Annotated in this window: 25 protein-coding genes and 1 pseudogene; 10 read left to right on the top strand and 16 right to left on the bottom strand. The window is 62.5% G+C overall.

The genetic code is table 11. The annotated features are described in order from the left end of the window. Positions 1–327: 327 nt before the first annotated feature. The gene (locus tag PCS43_RS07510) at positions 328–789 is read left to right on the top strand and encodes a DUF6389 family protein (protein WP_054188324.1); all 462 of its coding nucleotides are present in this window, start codon (positions 328–330) and stop codon (positions 787–789) included. Positions 790–851: 62 nt separating this feature from the next. Here PCS43_RS07510 and PCS43_RS33425 read toward each other — a convergent pair whose 3' ends face one another. From PCS43_RS33425 to PCS43_RS07500, 3 genes and pseudogenes are all read right to left on the bottom strand, one after another. Next, a complete protein-coding gene (locus tag PCS43_RS33425) occupies positions 852–944 on the bottom strand; it encodes a mycothiol transferase (RefSeq protein ID WP_370852753.1) in 93 nt (30 codons plus the stop codon). Between the two features lie 79 nt (positions 945–1,023). Then, positions 1,024–1,182: pseudogene (locus PCS43_RS33420) on the bottom strand (mini-circle protein); the annotation flags it as partial. Positions 1,183–1,315: 133 nt separating this feature from the next. After that, positions 1,316–1,792 carry a hypothetical protein gene (locus PCS43_RS07500; protein WP_030537437.1) on the bottom strand — a complete coding sequence of 159 codons (477 nt, stop codon included), beginning with the start codon at positions 1,790–1,792 and terminating at the stop codon, positions 1,316–1,318. 374 nt (positions 1,793–2,166) lie between these two features. On the opposite strand from PCS43_RS07500, the gene PCS43_RS07495 reads away from it, so the two are divergent. After that, positions 2,167–2,538, top strand: a complete 372-nt coding sequence (locus PCS43_RS07495; RefSeq protein ID WP_209910468.1) for an SdpI family protein — start codon at positions 2,167–2,169, stop codon at positions 2,536–2,538. 44 nt (positions 2,539–2,582) lie between these two features. Here PCS43_RS07495 and PCS43_RS07490 read toward each other — a convergent pair whose 3' ends face one another. The 4 genes from PCS43_RS07490 to PCS43_RS07475 all read right to left on the bottom strand — a co-directional run bounded on the left by PCS43_RS07490 (position 2,583) and on the right by PCS43_RS07475 (position 5,558). Then, positions 2,583–3,617 carry a HEAT repeat domain-containing protein gene (locus PCS43_RS07490; protein WP_042922925.1) on the bottom strand — a complete coding sequence of 345 codons (1,035 nt, stop codon included), beginning with the start codon at positions 3,615–3,617 and terminating at the stop codon, positions 2,583–2,585. 13 nt (positions 3,618–3,630) lie between these two features. Then, complete coding sequence (locus tag PCS43_RS07485) at positions 3,631–4,296, bottom strand: HEAT repeat domain-containing protein (RefSeq protein ID WP_197487711.1); 666 nt, start codon at positions 4,294–4,296, stop codon at positions 3,631–3,633. 82 nt (positions 4,297–4,378) lie between these two features. Continuing rightward, a complete protein-coding gene (locus tag PCS43_RS07480; RefSeq protein ID WP_064689078.1) occupies positions 4,379–4,849 on the bottom strand; it encodes a DUF2269 family protein in 471 nt (156 codons plus the stop codon). A gap of 34 nt (positions 4,850–4,883) precedes the next feature. Then, on the bottom strand, positions 4,884–5,558 hold the full coding sequence (locus tag PCS43_RS07475) for a DJ-1/PfpI family protein (RefSeq protein ID WP_042448156.1): 675 nt from the start codon (positions 5,556–5,558) through the stop codon (positions 4,884–4,886). 205 nt (positions 5,559–5,763) lie between these two features. Here PCS43_RS07475 and PCS43_RS07470 point away from each other — a divergent pair, with 205 nt between their 5' ends. Beyond that, positions 5,764–6,708: a GlxA family transcriptional regulator gene (locus tag PCS43_RS07470; RefSeq protein ID WP_003942841.1), complete on the top strand. Its 945-nt coding sequence runs from the start codon at positions 5,764–5,766 to the stop codon at positions 6,706–6,708. Positions 6,709–6,716: 8 nt separating this feature from the next. Here PCS43_RS07470 and PCS43_RS07465 read toward each other — a convergent pair whose 3' ends face one another. Both PCS43_RS07465 and PCS43_RS07460 read right to left on the bottom strand, forming a co-directional pair. Continuing rightward, on the bottom strand, positions 6,717–7,832 hold the full coding sequence (locus PCS43_RS07465; RefSeq protein WP_270923009.1) for an ABC transporter substrate-binding protein: 1,116 nt from the start codon (positions 7,830–7,832) through the stop codon (positions 6,717–6,719). A gap of 99 nt (positions 7,833–7,931) precedes the next feature. Continuing rightward, entirely contained in the window at positions 7,932–8,603 is a 672-nt protein-coding gene (locus PCS43_RS07460) for a DNA alkylation repair protein (RefSeq protein WP_030537444.1), read from the bottom strand. A 146-nt stretch (positions 8,604–8,749) separates the two neighbouring features. On the opposite strand from PCS43_RS07460, the gene PCS43_RS07455 reads away from it, so the two are divergent. Both PCS43_RS07455 and PCS43_RS07450 read left to right on the top strand, forming a co-directional pair. Beyond that, positions 8,750–10,096 (top strand): APC family permease, encoded by a 1,347-nt coding sequence (locus PCS43_RS07455; protein ID WP_270923008.1) that lies wholly within the window; start codon positions 8,750–8,752, stop codon positions 10,094–10,096. Positions 10,097–10,121: 25 nt separating this feature from the next. Next, the gene (locus tag PCS43_RS07450; protein ID WP_042448254.1) at positions 10,122–10,490 is read left to right on the top strand and encodes a hypothetical protein; all 369 of its coding nucleotides are present in this window, start codon (positions 10,122–10,124) and stop codon (positions 10,488–10,490) included. 50 nt (positions 10,491–10,540) lie between these two features. Here the strand turns inward: PCS43_RS07450 and PCS43_RS07445 are convergent, their stop codons facing one another. Together PCS43_RS07445 and PCS43_RS07440 are read right to left on the bottom strand one after the other, a co-directional pair. Continuing rightward, positions 10,541–11,245, bottom strand: a complete 705-nt coding sequence (locus tag PCS43_RS07445; protein ID WP_209910471.1) for an SDR family NAD(P)-dependent oxidoreductase — start codon at positions 11,243–11,245, stop codon at positions 10,541–10,543. A gap of 108 nt (positions 11,246–11,353) precedes the next feature. Continuing rightward, complete coding sequence (locus PCS43_RS07440; RefSeq protein WP_223257969.1) at positions 11,354–12,688, bottom strand: aminotransferase class I/II-fold pyridoxal phosphate-dependent enzyme; 1,335 nt, start codon at positions 12,686–12,688, stop codon at positions 11,354–11,356. 79 nt (positions 12,689–12,767) lie between these two features. On the opposite strand from PCS43_RS07440, the gene PCS43_RS07435 reads away from it, so the two are divergent. Continuing rightward, positions 12,768–13,394: an FMN-binding negative transcriptional regulator gene (locus PCS43_RS07435; protein ID WP_209910474.1), complete on the top strand. Its 627-nt coding sequence runs from the start codon at positions 12,768–12,770 to the stop codon at positions 13,392–13,394. Positions 13,395–13,433: 39 nt separating this feature from the next. Here PCS43_RS07435 and PCS43_RS07430 read toward each other — a convergent pair whose 3' ends face one another. Next, entirely contained in the window at positions 13,434–14,330 is an 897-nt protein-coding gene (locus PCS43_RS07430) for an SDR family oxidoreductase (RefSeq protein ID WP_050654950.1), read from the bottom strand. Between the two features lie 283 nt (positions 14,331–14,613). Here PCS43_RS07430 and PCS43_RS07425 point away from each other — a divergent pair, with 283 nt between their 5' ends. Continuing rightward, the gene (locus PCS43_RS07425; protein ID WP_054825301.1) at positions 14,614–15,579 is read left to right on the top strand and encodes a hypothetical protein; all 966 of its coding nucleotides are present in this window, start codon (positions 14,614–14,616) and stop codon (positions 15,577–15,579) included. 93 nt (positions 15,580–15,672) lie between these two features. Here PCS43_RS07425 and PCS43_RS07420 read toward each other — a convergent pair whose 3' ends face one another. Continuing rightward, a complete protein-coding gene (locus tag PCS43_RS07420) occupies positions 15,673–16,281 on the bottom strand; it encodes a TetR/AcrR family transcriptional regulator (RefSeq protein WP_214660268.1) in 609 nt (202 codons plus the stop codon). Positions 16,282–16,358: 77 nt separating this feature from the next. Between PCS43_RS07420 and PCS43_RS07415 the strand changes: the two genes are divergently transcribed. After that, complete coding sequence (locus tag PCS43_RS07415; RefSeq protein ID WP_007735616.1) at positions 16,359–17,042, top strand: SDR family oxidoreductase; 684 nt, start codon at positions 16,359–16,361, stop codon at positions 17,040–17,042. A gap of 25 nt (positions 17,043–17,067) precedes the next feature. Here the strand turns inward: PCS43_RS07415 and PCS43_RS07410 are convergent, their stop codons facing one another. Then, entirely contained in the window at positions 17,068–17,472 is a 405-nt protein-coding gene (locus tag PCS43_RS07410; RefSeq protein ID WP_042448139.1) for a DUF4259 domain-containing protein, read from the bottom strand. A gap of 109 nt (positions 17,473–17,581) precedes the next feature. After that, a complete protein-coding gene (locus PCS43_RS07405; protein WP_042448136.1) occupies positions 17,582–18,667 on the bottom strand; it encodes a PQQ-dependent sugar dehydrogenase in 1,086 nt (361 codons plus the stop codon). Between the two features lie 178 nt (positions 18,668–18,845). Here PCS43_RS07405 and PCS43_RS07400 point away from each other — a divergent pair, with 178 nt between their 5' ends. Continuing rightward, positions 18,846–20,054 (top strand): MFS transporter, encoded by a 1,209-nt coding sequence (locus PCS43_RS07400; RefSeq protein WP_042448245.1) that lies wholly within the window; start codon positions 18,846–18,848, stop codon positions 20,052–20,054. Positions 20,055–20,081: 27 nt separating this feature from the next. Here PCS43_RS07400 and PCS43_RS07395 read toward each other — a convergent pair whose 3' ends face one another. Then, positions 20,082–20,978, bottom strand: a complete 897-nt coding sequence (locus tag PCS43_RS07395; RefSeq protein WP_042448134.1) for a helix-turn-helix transcriptional regulator — start codon at positions 20,976–20,978, stop codon at positions 20,082–20,084. A 134-nt stretch (positions 20,979–21,112) separates the two neighbouring features. On the opposite strand from PCS43_RS07395, the gene PCS43_RS07390 reads away from it, so the two are divergent. Further along, positions 21,113–22,135, top strand: a complete 1,023-nt coding sequence (locus tag PCS43_RS07390) for a zinc-dependent alcohol dehydrogenase family protein (RefSeq protein ID WP_042448132.1) — start codon at positions 21,113–21,115, stop codon at positions 22,133–22,135. Positions 22,136–22,163 lie beyond the last annotated feature (28 nt).

Raw genomic sequence — 22,163 nt, 5'->3', positions numbered from 1 at the left:
GGCCGCCTTCCACTTGCAGTCCGCACTCGCAAGTGCGTGGCGGCCGGAGATGGGACCACCGCTTAAAAGATAACGGACATATGCCACCTTCACCGCTCTGATCTCGAGGAGCGAAACCGTCGTGCGCAGATTCCGCACTCAACGCTGCGAGTCTCCCCACATCAATACAAGCCAAACCCTATCGATTTCCGAAAATGCTTGCAGGCGAACGGTTATCCTTTGACACGAAGATGCACTGCGAGTCCCCCAGGTCTCGTCATCGCTCCACATTTCGGCCAAGACCCGATACCACCATGCTCGAAGCCACGAGTTCTATATTCTGAGTCCGTGGAAGCTACCGAATACCGTGACTCGCTGAGGTCCGTCCTCGACACCACATCGTCGGTAGTCGAAAGCCGGCTGGCGGCGATGCGCGCCGCGGCGACAGCACATGCCGAAGGCATTGTCATCGACGTCTCCGTGGACCAGGACGGCGAGGGCACTTTCGGCGTCTGGGCGCGATTCGACGATCCGGATGCGTTCAGTTTGAATCAGCAGATCGGCGACGAGCGGGAGCTTTTCAGCGTGATCTGGGGTGAGGAAGGCTGGGAGCCACCGGTTCCCACTCGTCCGCGAGAGTGGTCACGCACGGAACTCGAGAAAGTTATCGTCGGTGTCGTTGCCGAGTGGATCGGCGCGCTCGTTCCCCCGACTGCATCCGAACTGCACTGGGAAGTAACAACTCCCGACGGAGCGACCGACCCGATACCTGTGGGCCCCGATTTCGGTAGTGGACATTCGCCTCAATGAAGCGCGGAAGCTGTCGGCGAGACGGACGACTTCGAACCACTGTTGTGATCGATGTTGCGATGTCACCGACCGGTCGAACCGTCGATAAGTTCGCGGAGGATGTCAGCGTGCCCGGCATGGCGCCCGGTCTCTTCGCTGAAACGTCGCTTTCCAATCCGTCACGTTTTCGGCGAGAAACATCGATCGTTCGACAAAGGTCAAATGATTGACCAGCCCGAGCAAGGTTGTTCCCGACCGAACAATTGTGGTGCGCACCTGAGGTTCCGGAGCACCTTCAACCTCGGCAGCGATCGAATCACGCAGGTAGTCGAGAAACGCGCGCAGCGTATCGGTCTCGCTAATCCCTGTCCGGGGCGGTGGGACATCACGGCGGCTCCGACGCGACGTTGCCATGGTGGATCTCCTTCCTCGGTGAAGAACGACGAAGAGGCTTCATTCCTGGATAGGCAGTACCGATCCTTCCGAACTCACGCCGATCCCGCATCAAATTTTGCCGTTGCGGCAAAGGCCGGCTTAATTGCCGGTATCACCGCGCCGAATGCAGGTCGCGCACAAGTTGAGGCGTCCGCCACTTGCCGACCTCGAACGGCCACCGCCGCAGCGGATAAGCGAGACGGGCCACGAAGTAATTGACGTATTCGACGACGCCGAAAGCCCACACCACCATGATGGCCGCCGCAGTGACGAAATGATCTGGTAGCCAAATGAGCACGCCGAGGAGACCGACCGCCAAGACGACAATGTCGAGGACCCGAAACACACGGTAGAGCGCCGCGAGGCGGGCAGGCATCGGCGCCTGCTCGACCCAGCCTCGGGCAAGCAGCCAATAGACACCCGCTTGCACGAGAACCACGAGCATTGGGGCCAGCGCCGACCACAGCGCCGCGGAGTCTTTCGGACCTTCGAGCCGAGGCATCACGACGCTGACAGCCACGGCGGCAAACACTCCCGCGGCGGCCAGTTCGCCAAGACCGAGGCTCAGGTACCTGCGTCGCAAACTCATTCGCCGTTGATCCACCACGTGAGAGACCATATCCGTTGATCACCGCGCAGCGGGTGCGCAGCAGCTTCGAGGCTTTGCCTGAGATGGATCAGGCTCACAGCCAAAGGAATACGGTTCACCTCGACTTGATTCGGGCGGATCATCCGGCACGTGTTGGCGGATCCGGCGGGAAACCTTTTCTGCCTAGGCAATCCACACTAGGGCTTGTCTGAAAACTAGTCCGAGATCGAGTCCACTGCTCATTCGGCAAAGCTTGAAAGTGCGTCACCCGCACAGCCGTACATGCATTCGTTCGCATACGGTCGGGTGTGTCCCAGCGGCAACCCAGACTGGAATGTCCGCTGTGTCAAATCTGCCGATAGGGGGCTGGACGGGTGGGACCGCCTGATTTGCTGGGTCTGACGGCCTCGCTGTCGTCGTCGACGCTTGTCCTCGCGTTCGTTGCCGGGATTCTTCCGCGAGTCGTCGGTGATGAACCGAATCCCGTTGTCGGCATACGCACGAAGGCGACGATCTCGAGCCCCGAGGCGTGGCAATTGGCCCATCGGATTGCGTGGCCCCTTCTACGCCGGACGGTGTGGACAGCCGTAGTGGGACTGTGCATGCAGGTCGCCATCGGTGTCGTGACAGGTTTCGGATCTGTGGTGTCGGCTGTCGCCTCAACAGTCGTGTTTCTAGCGGTGCTCCTTGTCCTGCTCTGTGCAGCGTTGAAGGGCAACGCCGCGGCAAAATCGTTGCGGCGCTGACCACCCGGGCCCGCATTTGTCAGAGGTGCCCTAGTTCTCCGATTTCAGTTCCCGATACGCGGTCGTTCGCGCCGGCGTGGTCCACGGTCCCGCATCTCGAGGATCGCGGCTGCCGTGGACGCGACCGTCTTGTCGTCGTCGCGTGTCAGCCGGGCGAGCGCTTCCCGGGCCGCCGCGCCGGGAATCTCAGCGAGTGCCTGCGTGATTCGCAACCTCGTCGGGGCGTCGTCAGTGCCGTCGAGCCCTGCCTGCACGGCATCGACGACCTCACCGCTTGTCGGTGAGTGCTCCGCGAGAAGACCGAGCACCTCTCCGGCCTCGACGTCGCGTCGCCCGTCGGCGACCATCTCGAGGAGAGCGGGCATCGAGACGGCCTCTCCGCGAGATCCGAGGGTGAGAGCGGCATCAGCGCGGACTATCGCGTCCGAATCATCGAGAGCTCGCTTCAGCGCCCGAGTTGCTTCCTCGGTGTGGATCCCGGAGATGGCCGACGTCGCGCGGCGTCGAACCTCGACGTCCTCCGATTCGAGGCCCTTCGTGAGACCTGCAAGGCCCGCACCTTCGGTCCTCGCCAACGCCCACTGCAACGCTCCGGCCACGTTGGCATCCTTCTCCGACAGGATGGCCTCGACGAGTGCGTCGACGGGCAACGCCGCATTCAGCTCCTGCGACAGGATCGCTTGCTGACGATGAGCAGCGAACTCGGATTCGAGTGCACGCAACAGTGAGACCATGCGTAGGACGTCGTCCCACTCCGAAGGGGCGCTGGCATCGACCCTTTCGAGTTTGGTCAGCAATTCCTCCTCCGCCGCGATCCGTTGCCGAGTGTGTTGCATAAGTTCACCCACCAAATCGGCCGGCGCGAAGTCGGGTTCGTCCAGTGCACGCTTGGCCTCGTTCAACGAGAGCCCCAACGTCCTCAAGCTCTCGACGTGGAAGAGTCGACGGATGTCGTCGGCGGAGTACTCCCGGTAACCGCCGGACGTGCGGCCCGTCGGCTTCACCAGTCCCAAGGTGTCGTAGTGACGCAGCATCCGTGTGCTGACACCACAACGCCGCGAGACCTCGCCGATCAACATCCGTCTCCCCTTCCTACGCGTCCGGGCCGATTGCCGCGACGCGCTTCGCCAACTCGTGAGAGAGTGCGAACCCACCGTCGGGGTCGTGCCAGAGTTGCTTTGTAGCATCAGCATGCGCCCGGACACGCGGATTCGGGCTCATACCGGCCGCGTCGAGCACCGGGAGTACAGCCTCGCCGAGTCCTGTCAGAGCTCGACTGAGACTGAGCTGCATCTGCAGTTCACCCCGCCCGAGTTCGGTCGCCAGATCCGCTGCGAGTGCACCCTCGACTCCTGCCGGCACGAGTGCCACTGCGGCGCGCCACGCACTGCGCACGACCTCGTCGTCCTGGTCGTGCACCAGCGCAGAGACCGCGGGCCACGCGGTCGGATCGCCGATCTTGGACAAGGTGTGGAGCGCCTGACTGCGGGCTTGCGAACCATCGGACCCGAGCTCACGGATCAGCTTCGGTACCGTGATTTCGGCCGGCAGGCGGCACAACGCCCAGGTCAGCATGTCGCGGACGAAGAAATCCGGCTCGACGGCACACCGATCGACCAGGGCAACCGTCAGCTCAGGGTCCGGGCGTGTGCCGGCGGCTAGCGCGGCGCGCAGCCTAACCGAGGGATCAGCTGCGGCCAATGCGTCGACGAGGTGAGCATTCTGCCCATCGTGGTTGGTTGTGTTCACGACAACCACCTCCTTCGTCGAACATTGGAGTCCTTGTCACTGTGTCAAGGTCAAGCAGCGCTGTCACCGACACGTGAAATATCGCCTCGGATCACACGCCGGTTGTCGATCCTGGCCGAAAGATCATCAGCACAACGACGACGACCCACAGCAGATTGAAGATTCCCGTCGCGGCACCCAGTCGGCGGGTGAGCCGCGTTGCGACGTCCACGCCGGACCCAGCTCCTTCGATCGCCGCCAGAATCAGCCGCTGGGCGGGAAGCATTACCGCTGTAAGTACTACGGCGGCAACGGCGGTGAGTGCAATCGAGGTGATGAGCCACGCGTCGCCGAGCACCCCGAGATTTACGGCGGTCGCGACACCGAGCATCGGAACGACAATGCCGATCGTGGCATACACCCGAACGATGCGATGCAGCATGCCCGTCGTCGCAACACTGGCGCTGTCCGGATCGGCGAGCGCGGCGCGGCTCGCCACCGGGAACATACTCGCCGCCACAGCGACGGGGCCGATGGCAAGAATGGCCGCAATCACGTGGAGGGACAGCAGGATTCCGGTCATGAGATTTCTCGCGTTTCGGTACGCACAAGCGTATTCACGCAGCGTCCGGGGCGAAGGTGATTACAGGCTCGGCGCCCTTGGCCGACCACACCGTTCCACGACGCTCGTAGTCGAAGAGCGCTTCGACCTCGAGACTTATCCGGGGCCCGAGGCATCGTTCCAACAGGTACAGGCCAAGGTCGAGACCGGACGTCACACCGCCGGCGGTGATCAGGTCACCGTCGTCGACGATTCGCGCCTGGATCGGAATAACGCCGCCGGCCGCCAGTGCGTCCACGGCAAGATGGTGTGTCACGGCGCGGCGCCCTTCGAGAAGCCCCGCCATCGCCAGCGCCAAAGATCCTCCACAGACGGTCGCAACAAGAACACCAGGATCGTCGAGTGCACGCCGCATCATGACGGGCAGTTCGGTTTCCGTTGTGGCCGCGAGTCTTTCCGGCAAACTGGTGCCCGACTGGTCCGCATCGGGTTCGAAGAGACCCGATGCTCCGGGAACGATGATCAGATCCGCGTGTTCGACATCGAGGGTTGCAGTGGCGGTCATAGCGAGTTCACCACTTCCGCTCAGGACGGTCCGAGGCCCCTCCGCACTGACGAGTTCGACACTCAACGCCCCACCGCTGGCGAGACCCCCGGCGTAGAGCACCTCGTACGGACCCACGACATCCATGGGATCGAATCCGTCGAACAACACGATCTGCGCGTGCACTGCAACCTCCGATTTTGTGCGACGCGCTCCTGTGCGCGTCGCTGTTCCTACGACAGTAGGAGGAAGTTGACCCCTGCGGCGACGGCTGAAAGCCAACCTTCGACGGCTTTCAGCCAACCTCACATATTCTGTGAAATACCAGTTGAGAGGATATTTCACGACACGAGATCACAGAATCTCGCGCCACATACGCTACGTTTCAGACATGCATGACGTTGCAGTTCTCGCGTTGCCCGGAGTGGTGCCGATGGACCTGGCAGCACCCCTCGAAGTCTTCGGACGATGCAGGCTTCCCTCAGGCGCACCGGCCTACCGGACCGCCGTGTGCGCGCTCACCGAGGAGGTGGAGACCGGAACGTTCACGATGCGCGTACCGCACGGACTGTCACGTCTCGCCCAGGCCAGCACGATCATCATCCCGGGCACCGCCGATCTCGATGTGCCGATCGACCCCGAGATCATCGAAGCCCTCAGAACTGCCGCGGATCGCGGCACGCGCATCGCCTCACTGTGCGTCGGCGCATTCACCCTCGCCGACACAGGCCTGCTCGACGGACTTCGCGCGACGACGCACTGGGCGGCTGCGTCGGAGTTGGCGCGTCGGCACCCGGCCATCGACGTCGATGCCGCCGTTCTCTACGTAGACAACGGGCACGTCCTGACTTCCGCCGGCGCCGCGGCCGCACTCGACCTGTGTCTGTACATGGTCCGTCAGGACTACGGGTCCGCGGTCGCCGCCGACACGGCGCGGCTGAGTGTGATGCCGCTCGAACGTGCCGGAGGGCAAGCACAATTCATCGTTCACGAGCCTCCCGTACCCAGCGGGACAACCCTCAGGCCGCTACTGAACTGGATGGAAGAGAACCTCGGGGAGCAACTCGACATCACGACAATCGCGGCCAAGGCAACGATGAGCACTCGCACGCTCAACCGCCGATTCCAGGAACAAATCGGTACGACGCCGTTGCAGTGGCTCCATCACGCGCGGCTCCGCCAAGCGCAATTTCTGCTCGAGACTACCGACCACTCGATCGAACGTGTTGCGGGACAAGTCGGATTCAATGCCGTCACCACGTTCCGCGAACGCTTCCGAGACCTGGTCGGCACCAGCCCACAGCGGTACCGGACACAGTTTCGAACTTCCCGCTAGCGGGCCGGTCAGCCCTTGACGTTGCCGGCAGCGGTGTTCAGAACTGTGGCGACGTCGTCGAGGATGTACGGGATGGTCAGGACCGTCAGTCCGCCGAACGCGAAGTTCTTGTCGACGCTGAAGTCCTTGGTGGATGCCGTACGCCCATCGACGATCACCGGCTGAGCTGCCACCAGTGGCTCGGCGAGGAACGCGTTCAGAGAGTCCTTGTCGTAGGCCACCACGAACAGCACGTCAGACGCAATCAGCGGCGCCTGCTCGGTGCTCAGCTCGAAGTACACGGCCTCGGGATCCTTGGCGGGATCGGCCTGCTGGATCGTCGGCTCGTTCTTCAGACCCAGCTGCTCGAGGAACTCGACACGCACGTCGGCGTTCTTACTCACCGCGAAGGTGCTCGGACTGTTCGGGAGTCCGATGGTGACGGTCTTACCTTGCAACGCAGGGTTCTTCGCAGCCGTCGCGCTGATCGCGGCGTTGGTCTTGTCGATGAGCGTGCCGGCCTCGGCCTGTTTACCCAGCGCCTGACCAGCGATGGTCACCTGGTCCTGCCACGACGCGGTCCACGGCTCGTCCTGGAAGGAAACCACCGGCGCGATCTTCGACAGTGCGTCGAATTCCTGCTGAGTGAGCCCGGAGTACGGGGCGAAGATGAGATCTGGTTCAGCCTTGGCGAACTGCTCGACAGGTGCTTCGCCCGTTCCGTCACCCGACAACAAGATCGGCTGCTCGCCACCGAGCTTGTCGAGTGCCTCGGCGTCCCACTTCAGAATGCCCTGCGCGTCGGCCCCGTACTGAGGTCCGGAGAAAGTGGGCATCGCGACCGGGACGACACCGAGCGCCAGGAGGGCGTCCTGATTGGACCATCCCCAGGTTGCGACCCGCCTGGGCTCCTCCTTGATCTCGGCCGTGCCGAGGGCCGACGTGATCGTCACCGGGAACGCGGCGTCGACTGCGGATGAAGTCCGGGTGCTGTCTTTGTCGTCGGTGCTGTCTTTGTCGCCGTTGCTGCTGCAGGCCGCCATTCCGGCCGCCAGCCCGCACGCCGCCACGACGGCTACCACCCGGCGGACACGGCTGCCACCACTTCGTCGCTCTGACAGCCCTCGTCCCAAAATTCTCGCCACGCCAGGACCTCCCGGTCGATCGACCTGCTCAGACACCCCGAGCGGGTGACGGCGCCTAACGTAGCACGAAGGTAACCCTATCCTCAGTTGTCGTGCGCTCTACTTTGCCCTCTGTCGTCGCACCATCTCCGCGATCCAGATGGGCGCAAACGGCGAGGTGCAGTTCGGTGGAGTCGGGTAATCCTCGAGCACCCGCAGTCGCTCACCGATCTCGATTGCCCGGGCGCGGTACTCGGCATGTTCGATCCCGATCTGAGCCAGGCAGTGATTCATCGCCCATTGCAGGCGGTCAGGAGCATCCTTCATCTCCGCCTCGATGACGTCGAGTAGCCCTGAAAGGTCAAGTCCCTCGGGCTTCTTCGCGACACGTTCGGTGGTCAGAGCCCACCCGGCGCTAGCGACCACAGGATCAGGGTCAGCGGTCCAGGCCACCCGCAACTCCTCGGCATGCGGGTTTTTCTTCACCACGTAATTGACGAGCCAGTCCTGCACCTTCGGAGTGCGGGCCTCTCGCAACATGACATCCAACTCGTCACGCTCGAACGCCTTCGGGCGGCAGATCAAAAGGGCCAACAATCGCGCCGCGGTATCGCCCGTCGCCCAAAGCTGTTGTGCGAGTTCCTGCTGAGTCTTCAATCGCTTCGCAACAGCGCGCAGTTTTGTGAGGTTCACACCGTGATCGTCACCGTGCTTCTCGTTCACCGCACGCGCCTTCGGATCTTCGAGAGCAGCCAACTCGTCCATCACCGCGGCAACCGTCGTTTCGGCCACTTCGTCCTCCAGTCACTACTTCTGCGATTCCCCTACAAGCAAAGCACGGGAAGGCGGGCGACCTACGTTTGAAACCTCGGCCAATGGGTACATGACTGCTCCTGAGGTGGCGGCACGTCACCATGAAGACAGGATGAACCTTGCACATGCGACGCGCCGCGAGGGCCGAGAACGTGGACGAAACCGCACGCCGCGACGAAGGCGGCGGTACGAACACTCTGACCCGGGCGATAACCGGCCCACTCCTTTTCGTGTTCATACTCGGAGATGTTCTGGGCGCCGGTATCTACGCGTTGGTGGGCGTCATCGCCGGTGAAGTTGGTGGAGCCGTCTGGGTACCACTGCTCGTAGCGCTCGTCATGGCATTGCTGACAGCAACGTCGTATGCCGAACTGGTCACCAAATATCCGCGAGCGGGCGGCGCAGCCGTCTTCGCCCAACGGGCGTATCGGAAACCACTGATCTCGTTCCTTGTCGGCTTCTCGATGCTGGCGGCCGGCGTAACCAGTGCGGCGGGACTCGCCCTCGCCTTCTTGGGCGACTATCTCAAAGCCTTCATCGACGTCCCAACCGTTCCAGCGGCGCTCGTCTTCCTGCTCCTGGTGGGACTTCTCAATGCCAGAGGCATCAAGGAGTCGATGCGCGCCAACGTCGTCATGACAGTCGTGGAGGTCACCGGGCTCGTCCTCGTTGTCGTCCTCGCTTGCATAGTTCTCGGGCGCGGCGACGGAACCCTGAGCCGCGTCGTGGAGTTCGACGACAGCCGATCGCCTGCACTCGCGGTGCTGGCTGCGGCACTCCTCGCGTACTACTCTTTTGTCGGCTTCGAAACGTCCGCGAACGTCGCCGAAGAAGTGAAGAACGTGAGCAAGGTCTACCCACGCGCACTGTTCGGAGCATTACTGACAGCCGGCGCCGCCTATGTCCTTGTCGGCCTGGCTGTCTCGGTGGTCCTGCCCGCCGACGAACTTGCCGCATCCTCCGGGCCACTGCTGGAAGTTGTGTCAGCTGCCGACGTCGGCGTTCCGCCTCGCCTGTTCAGCCTGATCGCGTTGGTCGCCGTCGCCAACGGCGCACTGCTGACAATGATCATGGCGAGCAGGCTGACATACGGGATGGCATCGGAAGGCTTGCTCCCGAGCGTCTTCGCTCGGGTACTGCCGCAGCGACGGACCCCCTGGGTGGCGATTATCGCGACCACAGCAGTTGCCATGGCTCTCTGCGTCACCGGATCGCTGTCAGCCCTGGCGGAGACGGTGGTACTCCTGCTGCTTTTCGTATTCATCAGCACCAACATCGCCGTCCTGGTTCTGCGCCGTGACGCAGTGCAACACAAACACTTCCGAACGCCGATCATCTTCCCGATCCTCGCTCTCGGTACGTGCGTTGCGTTGCTCACCCAGCAGAGCGCTGCGACGTGGTTACGCGCATCATTACTCTTGGCCGTCGGAGTAGTGCTGTACGCCCTCTCCCACCGCCGATCCACGAAGTGAGGTGCGATGTACAGGAGCCGGTGTGATGACCGACAGTTCTGACGCGTCAGATGTAATTCAGCGTCGAGAGCGAAAGATCAACAGGCGAACCCTGACGTACGGCGTGTCAGTCGTTCTGGCTACCGCGGTTTTGGTTATCGCGATCGTGTGGTTGGGCTCCCGGCGGGGCGAATGCTTCGGTACCGACACCTTGCTGTGCTCACAGAAGGATCGCCGACTGGCGGTCTTCGTCCCGAGCCTGATGTTGCTGCTCGGGACCGTGGGCGCGTTCTTGCGAGCCTCCCTGCGATTGCACCGCCTGCGGCGCCTCTACATCCGGCCGTACATGGCGTGGACCTTGGCGGGCCTCACCCTGACGTATCTGACCGGAGCTTACTTCTTGATCGGGGTCTAGATTCTCTGAATACGTCTGTTCAGCAACCAGATTGAGTCGACCGCCGCAAATCAGAATCGCGGATCGTCGATCGCAGTGAGGACTACTTCCGGCACTGACGTCGAAGACGACAAACTCGAGATCGAGCGCACCGTATCCACAACGTCATGTACCGGGACCAGAGATCCCTCTCCCCTGGCGGCAGCGACGTCTCGGGGCACGTCGAGTCCGTCTTCTGTATTGAGATATCCGAGATGAAGGACAGTCACGGCGAGTCTGTCCTTCCGATAGCCCTCTCTCAACGCGTCGGCAATGCCGTTGATCGCGAACTTCGATGCACCGAACGCAACCTCCGGCCTACCGCTTCGCGGGAGTCCCGAGGTGGACCCGGTCAAGATGATCCGAGGTCGAGGACGGCCGATCATTCTCGGGATCAGGCGCTTGAGCAGGAGAATTGTGGCCGTGATGTTGGCGTTGATCATTTCGAGCATTTCGACATCGGATTGATCTGTGAACGCATAATCGGAAGTGAAGGCATCCCCTTCCCAAATTCCGACGTTGCAGATCAGGGTATCTACACCACCGACAAGCTCCTGATCGATCGAATTCGCTGCCGTAACAGGATCGGTCAGGTCTACTTCGATCCACTCGGAGACGTCGAACCCGTCAGGACGCCGACGCGATATGCTGAGAACTTCGTCGCCATCGCTCCTCAGACCCTCGATCAAAGCACGACCAAGACCTCGGCTCGCACCGACAACAACCGCCCTCGCCACAATTACACCCTTCGTCGTCGCTCGAACCGATCCTATCGATCCAGCCGTCGCCGGTAGTTTCGTCGAGAAGCGAGAGACTCAGATTCGCACCGTAGTGCAGCTGGACAACTACGGGCTCGCCAATATTTCAGCCAGGGCACTGGCGAACTCGCGTGCTTGGTCAGAGGTGATGGTGGAGGCGGTCACACGAAGTGCCCGGTGGCACTGACCCGGCGTCGCCGAGAACTGACTTCCGTCCCGCACGAGCCAGCCAGACTCGGCGAGTCGCTCGACAATCGGTTCGGAATCCCGATCCAGCGGAACCCAGACATTGAGTCCGTCGAAAGTGTCAGGAACCTCGATATCATGTTCTGACAGTGCAGATTTCAGAAGGGTTCGGCGGCGCTCGTAGACAGCGCGAGCATTGGCGAGGCCGTCGATCACCGTCGGATCACTCAGCAGTTCAGCACTCAAGCGCTGCTGCAGGTGACTGACCCAGTTGGCGCCCGACCGGAGATGAGTGCTCAGCCGAATGCCGGTGTCGAGGTCCGAGGCGACCACTGCCACGCGCAGGTCGGGCCCGAGAAATTTCGACACGGAACGAACAAGCGCCCACCGCGTCGTGCTCATCGGAGCGAGCCGACAGTACCGATTGCTGGACACGGCAGAGAAGTGATCGTCCTCGATTACCAGAACGTGAGGGAACTCGGCCAGGATGCTTCCGAGAATCGCCGCTCGGTCGGCGCTCATGCTGACCCCGGTGGGGTTGTGCGCACGAGGGGTGCAAATAATCGCGCGCACACCACTTTCGAGAGCACGCAGCAGCCCTTGCGGGGTAATACCCGAAGTGTCGATGTCCATCGGTACCGCTCGGAAGCTGTTGGCTTTGAGCGTTCCGATGCTCGCCAGGAAGCACGGATCCTCGATCGCGACGGCGTCACCTCGGGTCAAATGAGCGGTCAACAGTCGCTCGACCGCGTCAACGGCACCGTTGGTGATGGTGATCGAGCACGGCCTTGGAACCTCGTCCTCGATCGAGGAACGTGCCCAGGAATCGAGTAGAGGCTCGGTGGCTGCGGCGCCGTACAACCGGGGCGTGTAAGTGGTCCGGTCCAACGAGGCTCTGAGATCAGGCAGCAATGCCGGATCAGGATTTCCGCTGGCGAGATCCACGCTGCCAGGAAGAGCGATACCGCCTTCTCCTTCCAGGAACGGTATGGCTCGCACGAAGCTGCCGCGCCGGCCCTGTGTCTCCACAACTCCCGCCGCCACGAGCAAGCGATAGGCTCCGGCAACTGTGTTCCGGTGAACCTCGAGATCGTCGGCCAAGGCCCGTATGGGCGGCAACGCATCCCCTGGAGCCAGTACCCCAGCACTGATGAGATTGCGGATGCCCTCGGAAATCTCGCCCGCTGTCCCGCGGACGACATAGAGCCTCACCTGGTCCGCCACAGTGCTGGTCACAGGCTCACTCTATTAGCACATGACAAAACCTCCACGCTGTGACACATTGTCACATGACAAAAAATCTGTGAGGAGACACATGATTCTGCCCGGACAATTCCGCCTCTCCGACGACGCGGTCGCCGACTCTCTCCACGCCGGTGGATTCGGACACCTGGTCACACCGGGCCCCGAGACCCTCGAAGTCACGTCGATGCCACTGCTGTACAACGCCGACGGAAACGTGTTGGAGGGGCATCTCGCCCGGACGAATCCGCATTGGCGATACACCGGGACATCGGAGTCTCTGGTGATCCTCCCCGGCGCCGACGCCTACGTGAGCCCCGAGTTCTACCCGAGCAAGAGCGTCCACGGGAAGGTTGTCCCGACGTGGAACTACGAAGTTCTCTACGTCTACGGCCAACTGGTTGCGCACGACGACGAGCAGTGGCTGCGTGCGCACGTCACCGCACTGACAGCTCGACATGAATCCGGCCGTGAGAACGAATGGAAGGTCACCGACGCGCCGCCGCAGTTCGTCGATGCGCAGCTGCGAGGGATTGTGGGGATCGAACTGCACGTGGCCCGTGTCTACGGAAAAGCGAAGTTGAACCAAAACCGTTCCCCCGCTGATCGCTCCGGCGTCATCCGGGGTCTGGAGAAGGGCTCATTCTCCGAACGAGAGACCGCCGCAGCGATGGTCGCCGCCGGCCTCGACAACGGTTGACCGTTACGCCGTCGTCGTACGCCTTGTCTAGTCGCACATTCAGGTGAGCGGTTTTCCACCCGTCACGCCGATGACTTCCCCAGTGGTGTAACTGGATTCACCAGAGGCGAGAAATACATAGGCGGGAGCAAGCTCGGCCGGCTGACCTGCCCGCCCGAGCGGAACGTCGTCCCCGAACGTCTCGAACTTCTCCTTGGGCATCGTCGCCGGAATCAGTGGCGTCCAAATCGGTCCAGGTGCAACGGCATTGACCCTGATTCCCTTTCGTGCGACATCGGCGGCCAACCCCTTGGTGAAGTCGATGATGCCCGCCTTTGTCGTGGCGTAATCGAGCAGCTCGGGCGACGGGGACGCACCTTGGATGGACGAGGTATTCACGATCGTCGATCCGGGCTCCATCTGCGCGATCGCTGCTTTGGAGAGCCAAAATAGTGCGTAGAGGTTGGTTTTCATCACACGGTCGAATTGTTCGGTGGTGATATCGGTGATGCCGCCCATCTGCACCATCTGAAACGCGGCGTTGTTCACCAAGATGTCGAGTCCGCCGAGTTCACGCACCGCGGTTTCGACCAAAGCAGAACAGTGTTCCTCGCTTCGGAGATCTCCCGGCACCGAGACGGCTTTGCGACCTGCCTCCTCGACCCAGCGAGCGGTTTCCCGAGCGTCCTGTTCTTCCTCGTCGAGATAACTCAGGACAACGTCCGCGCCTTCTCTGGCAAATGCAATCGCGACCGCACGTCCGATGCCCGAATCTGCTCCGGTGACAATCGCACGCCTTCCTTCGAGTCGACCGCTTCCTCGATAGGTGTTTTCACCGTGGTCGGGAGGAGAAATCATGTCTGCGGTGAGACCGGGGTGTGCGATCTCCGCCTGCCGCTCACGCACAGGAGCGGGGAACCGCGTGGTCGGGTCCTGCATTGCGTACTGGTCCGGCATATCGATACTCCTCGGGTGACGCAGTTTCTCGCGGGCTTCTGGATGGATGCACTGCACATGCCTCCTTCCCGCCGAATAGAAATCGAAACCTCGGGGTGGCCGGGATCTCACTCGTCCTGGCGCCGACGATCTCGGTGCGTCGAGCCCACTTGTTCGTTGTGGTTACTACGCGGTAGGTCGGGGTAGCCCGCGTAGCGGCGGTGGCTCCGCGACCCGCGGAGCACTCGTCGAGCAGAAGCTGAACATCACGTAAAGCACGCACCGACGAAGGGACGACCCCGATATGAGCAACTCCGAAACCACGTCCGCCTTGATCACCCAGTTACGCATCCTCCTCGGTCTGACGCACTCCGAGATCCAGGTCGCCGAAACGCGCGTCGCACAGGCCAGAACCGAAGCGGTTCGACGCGAACTCACGGAAAACGCAGAGAACGGCCGTGAAAGGGCGAGTTCCATCGAGTCCACGATTCGCGATCTGGGTGGCGTTCCGGAATTGGTCGGTCCATTCCTCGGACGCGCGACAGCCGGAGTGAAAGCGATGGTCGAACAGGCCCAACCCTTCGACGAAGCTGTACTGGGCGACCTTGCGCTCGAACATCAACTCCTCGACCGCTCCCGCTACCTCAAGGCCCTGGCCACTGCCGGCGGCGATCAGACCGTCGCGGCGTTGGCCGACCGCCTCATCGCTGCACACTCCGCGACCGTGGACTGGCTCACGACTGTCTTGGCCGAAGAGGCACTCGGTGGACCGGCAGCTTTGCGCCGCACACCGATGCAAGCTGCCACCGGCGCGGCGATACGGCTGGTCAACGTTCCGGTCTCCTGGTCCACCCGCAGTCTCGACCGTGCCATCGACGCTGTTCGCACCTCACCGCCGGTACTGGGTGAGCTGATCAGCTGGGGCGCATATGCCGGTGACGTGACTGTGAAAACACTCTCGGCCAGTAGGGATGCGGCCATCGCCACGGCTGAGAAGGTCACTCGCCGAGAAGGTGCTGACGGTGCCGCCGACGTCTTCCGTTCGGTAAGGAAGTCGAGTGGGCTACTCGACCCCACTGAACTTCCCATCGAAGACTTCGACGAACTCAACGTCACCCAAGCCGTCTCCGCCGTGAAGGAACTGACCGAAGCCGCACAGGTGCAGGACATCGTTGCGTACGAGGAAGCGCACAAGAACCGCCACGGCGTCGTATCCGCTGCACAGGCAAGACTCGCAGCGATCGCCCAGGAAGTCGTCGGAATCAACTAGAGCGTTCAATCGACATATCGAGAGTCCGACTCTCGGAACCGCGAGAACTGGACCTCGTGAAAGCGGGATTCGCGGCCAGGGCACCCGAGACCGTCAAGAAGATGACAGCGGCTCTCGAAGCCCTCTGATCAGTTCGACGCGCGCGGAATCGAGAATTTCCTCGGAGAGCGGGGAACCCTTGGTAGCTCGCGAAAGAACCAGTGCACCGAGCATGGTGGAGAGCCGGAGGAGACCGACAGCTTCGTCGTCGGCAAGAGCTGCGGCAAAATCCCCCACTCCCTCCGTGTAAACCCGACGGGCCTCGCTGTCTGCAGGCTCGCGCGCCATGTCGGCGGCGAGCGCAGCAGCGGGGCATCCGTCTGCCGGGTTGTCGCGATGCGCCACCGAGAGATAGGTATCGATCAAAGCTTTTCGGGCGGAGTCACGTTGCCCTGCATACTCTTCGAGTCCCGCAGAGTGCAGCTGAGCCAGTTCCTTGAAGGCGTGGGTGGTCGCTTCGTCGATGAGAGCGTCCTTGGACGCGAACTGCTTGTAGAAGCCACCGTGGGTCAGCCCCGACGCCTTCATCAGGTCGGCGACGCTGAGGTGAGTGCCCTTCTCTCGGAACAGTCGGGCTGCGGTTTCCACGACGCGCCGACGGTTCTCTTCCGCTTGTTGCTGCGATACGCGGCCCATCACAACGCCTTCCAGTTTGGATTTCACTTGACATCTATCCTAACTGATACTTAGATTTGATTCATAATCTAAATGTCACGAGCAATCACAACTCTGGGAGAATCATGGACCTGAACAAGACGGTTGCGGTCGTCACAGGAGCCAATCGCGGGCTCGGACGCCATCTGGCTGCGGGACTCGTCGAGCGCGGCGCAAAGGTGTACGCGGCTGCGCGCAATCCGGAAACTGTCGATCTACCCGGCGTCATCCCCCTGAGGTTGGACGTGACGGACGCCGAATCGATAACCGCCGCCGCGCAAATCGCATCGGATGTGACCTTGCTGGTCAACAACGCAGGTATCTCTACCTCGGCGCCCTTGATCGGGGGCGACATCGATGACATTCGACGAGAGATGGACGTCAACTTCTACGGCCCGCTCGCCGTGACCCGGGCGTTTGCTCCCGTCATCGAAAACAACGACGGCGGAACAATACTCAACGTTCTGTCGGTGCTGTCCTGGTTCCATCCAGCCGCGCTCGGGTCTTACGCGTCGTCGAAGGCAGCGGCCTGGGCGATGACCGACGCCGTTCGAGAAGAACTTGCGCCGCGCAAAATCTCCGTATCGGCACTGCATGTCGCATACATGGATACCGACATGGCCGCTGGCGTACCCGCCGAACAGAAGATCGATCCTGCCGACGTCGCCGCGCAAGCACTGGACGGTATCGAAAGCGGGCTCGCCGAGATCCTCGCTGACGACACCACCCGGTACGTCAAGGGGAGTCTGTCCTCGTCGAACTCCGAGTAAGCAAGGGACTGCAGACGAGTGACGCTTACCCCACCGTTTTGAGGCTGGCCAATCTGCTCAGGATCGGTGCCCGCCAAGCTGCGAGGTCTTCCGGACCGTTCTCTTCCCACAACTCGTACAACTCCGAAGTGTCGCTGTCGGAAACTGCACGCTCGAGTGCGGCGAGGACCCAACTCTTCTGCTCCGGGCTCAAGGTGCTGACGTACCCGGCGGCGTCAATTCCATCCAGCTGCACAGGCTTCGGCGCAACGCCGTGCGCAACCGCAAGAATCTCGGCGACGGCGATTGCTGTTTGAGCATCATCGGCATCGAGATAACCGCCATCGGGGTGGCTAGCGTAATCGTCGATGTCGTAGTCACCCGCCTGTACTGCGCTGAGCAGGTCGCCCGCTACGTCGTTGTCGAAAGGTCCTGAACCCCAAGTCCCCATGCTGTCTCTCCGATCCGTACCCGGCGCACCTGTCGTAAAGATATTAGTGAATCACAGGCTTCGGCCAGGACCCTCGGGCTGGAAGTACTGCGTTCGCCGGAAATCGACATCAGCGCAACGGCACGCGAAGGATGCGGTCATCACCGCGGTTGGGGTCGCCGCGTCCGTCGGTGTTGTTCGTCAGTATCCACAGCGACCCGTCCGGTGCGACTACAACGTCACGGAGGCGCCCGTATTCGTCGACGAACTGCTCGTCGGCGGTCGCGGGGTCAGCCAACGGCACCGTGCGGAGTCGCTCACCACGAAGGTTGGCAATGTAGATCGAGCCGTCGTGGATGGCGATTCCGCTGGGGCTGGCATCATCCGGTGACCATTGTTGGAGCGGATCGATGAATCCGTCTTCACCCGCAATCCCTTCGACCTCGGGCCACCCGTAGTTGCCACCGGCTTCGATCCGGTTGAGTTCGTCCCAGGTGTCCTGCCCGAACTCGCTGGCGTACATCGTGCCGTCCTCGGTCCAGGCAATGCCCTGGGAGTTGCGGTGGCCGTAGCTGTAGACGAACGAGTTCGGAAACGGATTACCTTGCGGCACATCACCATCCGGAGTCATGCGCAGAATTTTCCCGGACATCGAGTCGAGGTCCTGAGCTCTGTCTCGACTACCGGCATCACCGACGGTCACGTACAGCATCCCGTCCGGGCCGAACGCGATGCGACCACCGTTGTGGTAGTTGGCCGAAGCGAGCCCGTCGAGAATCGTCTCGGCCGGCCCGAGCGCGAATTCCCCCGGAGCACCGATGATGTCGAAGCGTTCGATCCGGTTCTCCCCGTTCGCGGTGAAGTACGCGTACAGGCGGTTTTCACGTACTGCGATCCCTAGTAAACCGCCCTCACCTCTTGGGCTGACGCCGTCGACGACTCCCACCTCGCGGCTGTTTCCGCCGGCGTCGAGTTCGAGGATTCGCGCGCTGTCGCGCTCACTGACTAGTGGTGTATCGCCGTGGAATGCGATCGACCAGGGCGCGTCCAAGCCGTCGGCGACGGTCTCGGGTTCACCGAAGGCCGCGGCGGGCGCCGATCGTGTTGTCGTGCTTGCCTGTGGACCGGGCCCCTCAGCGTCCTCGGTACTGCAAGCAGTCATCAAGGCCGAGACAAGCACGGCGGCGCCGAGCCCCCGGATCTGTCGTCGTGTCATGGGCGCGCCTCCCGGGTTCAGGCAGTCTTTGCGCCGACGGTAGCGCGCAATCGGCCACACCGGGAGTCCCTTCGAGTACCCCCAACGACCGGGACTCCCTCGCAGGCGACAGGCGTGATGCCCTGGACGGGTGCGCCACGACATGCGCGTCGTCAACAGAAAGAGAACTGACCACCTCATGATTTCCGCCCCGACCGTCGAAGAAACCGGCCGCCTGCCGCTCGTGATCTACGTGCTGGCCGTCGGAGTTTTCTTGATGGGTACAACCGAATTCGTCGTCGCCGGCATTCTTCCCGAGATCGCGGGTGACCTCGGTACGTCGATAGCGAACGTCGGCCTGATGATCACCGTCTTCGCGATCGGAATGATCGTCGGCACGCCGGCGATGGCGATCTTGACACTCAGGGTTCCTCGACGCGTGACCTTGAGCTCGGCGCTGGTTGTTTTCGCGATCGGACACGTCATCGTCGCGCTCTCGTCCAACTTCGGACTCATTCTCGGCGCCCGCTTCCTCACAGCCGTGGCGACGGGCGCATTCTGGGCAGTCGCCGCAGTGGTCGGAGCAAAAGCGGCCGGCCCGGCGTCTTCCTCGCGCGCGCTCGGCATCGTCTTGGGCGGAGGCATGCTCGCGAACGTCATCGGTGTTCCGCTCGGCGCTCTGGCCGGTCAGAGCATCGGGTGGCGTGGTCCTTTCTGGGCCCTCGCCGCCCTCGCACTCGTTGCCGCGGCCGTCGTCCACCGATTGGTACCCGCCGACACCGACTCCGGTGCGGTGCCGTCCTGGCGAGCGGAGATCGCGAGTCTACGGGACGGACGCATCTGGCTCGTTCTGTCCGGTTGCGCCGTCGTGTGCGGGTCGTCGCTGGCGGCGTACAGCTTCATCTCTCCGCTGTTGACCGAGAACACGGGACTTGCTGCGTCGGCAGTGCCGCTAGTGCTTGTCGGCTACGGACTCGGTGCGTTCGTCGGCTCCAATCTCGGCGGTCGACTCGGTGCGAAGCATCAGTACGGGGTCTTGTTCGTCTCGGCAGCGATGACGTTTCTCGTACTCGGGGCGCTCTGCCTCTTCTCGCACAACGTGATCGTGACGGTGATTCTCGTAGTCATGCTGGGACTGTTCGGCATGTCGACCAATCCCATCCTGATCGGGATGGCTGTGCGTTATGCCGATCAGGCGCCGACGATGGCTTCTGCTCTCAGCACCTCGTCGTTCAATCTGGGCACGGCGGTCGGCTCCTGGATCGCCGGGTTCGCGTTCGCCTCGAGTCTCGGTGCCACTGGGCCGGTGTTGGTAGGCACCGGCGTTGCCGCTCTCTACTTTCTGCCGATAATGATCCTGTTGCGCAAGGAACGCACGAAGCGCACCACCGTCGAAGTCGTCAACTGACGACCCGATCAACCGTCGCGCAGTTCGTCAGCCGTCCGTCAGCGACCGCTCCGACACGTGAGGAGCAGAGTCCGCATTCTCACTGGCTGCCAACGAGGCGAGTAGCTGCATCCGTTCCGCGGACGGCGATCCCGGCTCTGCGGTGTAGATCGTGAGCGTCAACCCTGGCTCGGCGGCCATCTCCAAACCTTCGAAGGCAAGCGTCAGCTCCCCCACGGCGGAGTGGTGAAAAGTCTTGAATCCGGTGCCGTGATGGCGGACGTCGTGCGCGCCCCACCGACGCCGGAATTCCTCACTCCGAGTGCTGAGTTCACCGATCAGATCGTGCAATTCCTTGTTGTGAGGATCTCGCCCGGCCTCGGTTCGCAGAATCGAGACGGTCACCTCGGCAAACGCGTTCCAGTCCGGATAAAACTCGAAAGCCCTATCGTCGAGGAACGTGAAGCGCGCGATGTTCGGGGGCTGCCCCGGCATGTCGTACAGGTCCTTGTAAAACGCTCGCGCGAGTGGGTTGACCGCAAGAAGATCCATGCGACCGTTCCGCACGAAAGCGGGTCCTGCGGTGACTGCATCGAGCGCCCACTGCAGGCTCTGATGGGGCTTCCAGCCCTTCGCATTTCGCCGACGCGGGGGCCTGGCTACCGGGCTTGCCGCGTGCGCGAGATCAAAAAGGTGGGCGCGCTCGGCGCCGTCGAGTCGTAAGGCCTTCGCGATACTGTCGAGTACACCCGGCGATGCGCCGCTGATCGCTCCGCGCTCGAGCCTCGTGTAGTACTCGACGCTCACGCCGGCGAGGGTTGCCACTTCACTTCGACGTAGACCTTCCACGCGGCGGTTCGATCCGGCCGGAAGTCCAACTTGTTCGGGCGTGACTCGGGCGCGCCGCGAGGTCAGGAATTCGCGTACTTGCGCTCGATCGTCCATGCCATCGAGCGTAAGTCAGTGACCGGTAGCGAGGGAGTCCCTCGCAGTACCACTATCGCGCGGGACTCCCGCACGCCGCCGAATCGTGATCAGGTTGAAGTGACACGAGAAAACCGATGGTGAGGAGCCACGTCATGCGCGCTGTCGTCATGCATGCCCCCGGCGACGTCCGGGTCGAAGAGATCGAAGCGCCGGTGATCGTCGAACCGACCGACGCGATCATTCGCGTTACAGCCACCTGCGTCTGCGGTTCCGACCTCTGGCCGTACCGCGGCATCGAAGAGCTGAATGGCCCGACGCCGATGGGACACGAATACGTGGGCGTCGTCGAACAGGTCGGCCCCGACGTCAACGACATCGAAGTTGGGGACTTCGTCGTGGGCTCGTTCGTCGCGTCGGACAACACCTGCGAAATCTGCGAGGCCGGCTTTCAGTCTCGCTGTATCCACCAGGTCATGATGGGCTCGGTCGGCACCCAATCCGAATACGCTCGCATCCCGCTCGCGGACGGCACCCTCGTCCCTGTCCACGGAGAGCCGACCGAGCGGCAGGCCCGCAGCCTCCTTGCAGCCTCCGACGTACTCGGCACCGGTTGGTTCGCCGCCGTAGCTGCGGAAGCCGGACCTGGCAAAACAGTCGCCGTCGTCGGCGACGGCGCAGTCGGACTTTTGGCGATCCTCGCTGCCAGACAACTCGGCGCCGAGCGGATCATTGCCATGTCACGTCACGCCGACCGGCAGGCACTCGCCACACAATTCGGCGCCACCGACATCGTCGAAGAGCGGGGGGACGCGGGCATCGCGAAGATCAAGGAACTCACCGGCGGCTACGGCGCCCACTCGACCGTCGAAGCCGTAGGCACCCAAGAATCGATGATGCAGGCTATCGGAGCTACCCGCCCCGGCGGACATGTCGGCTACGTCGGGGTATCCCACGGCGTCGAACTCGACGGCATGAACCTGTTCTTCGCGACGGTGAGCCTGCTCGGCGGTCCCGCGCCGGTCAGGCGATTCCTACCCGAACTGATCGAGCTCATCATGACCGACCAGATCGACCCGGGCATCGTCTTCGACCTCACTCTCCCGTTGGAGGACGCCGCCGCCGGCTACCAGGCGATGGACGAGCGGCGCGCCACCAAAGTGCTACTCACCCTCTGACCGATACCAAAGGCTCACGAGACAGAAC

Origin of the sequence: Rhodococcus sp. C-2 (assembly GCF_027854095.1) — a bacterium.
Taxonomy (GTDB): Bacteria; Actinomycetota; Actinomycetes; order Mycobacteriales; family Mycobacteriaceae; genus Rhodococcus_F; species Rhodococcus_F qingshengii.
Note: the sequence above shows the minus strand (reverse complement) of the source record. Positions and strands in the feature narration are given on the sequence as shown.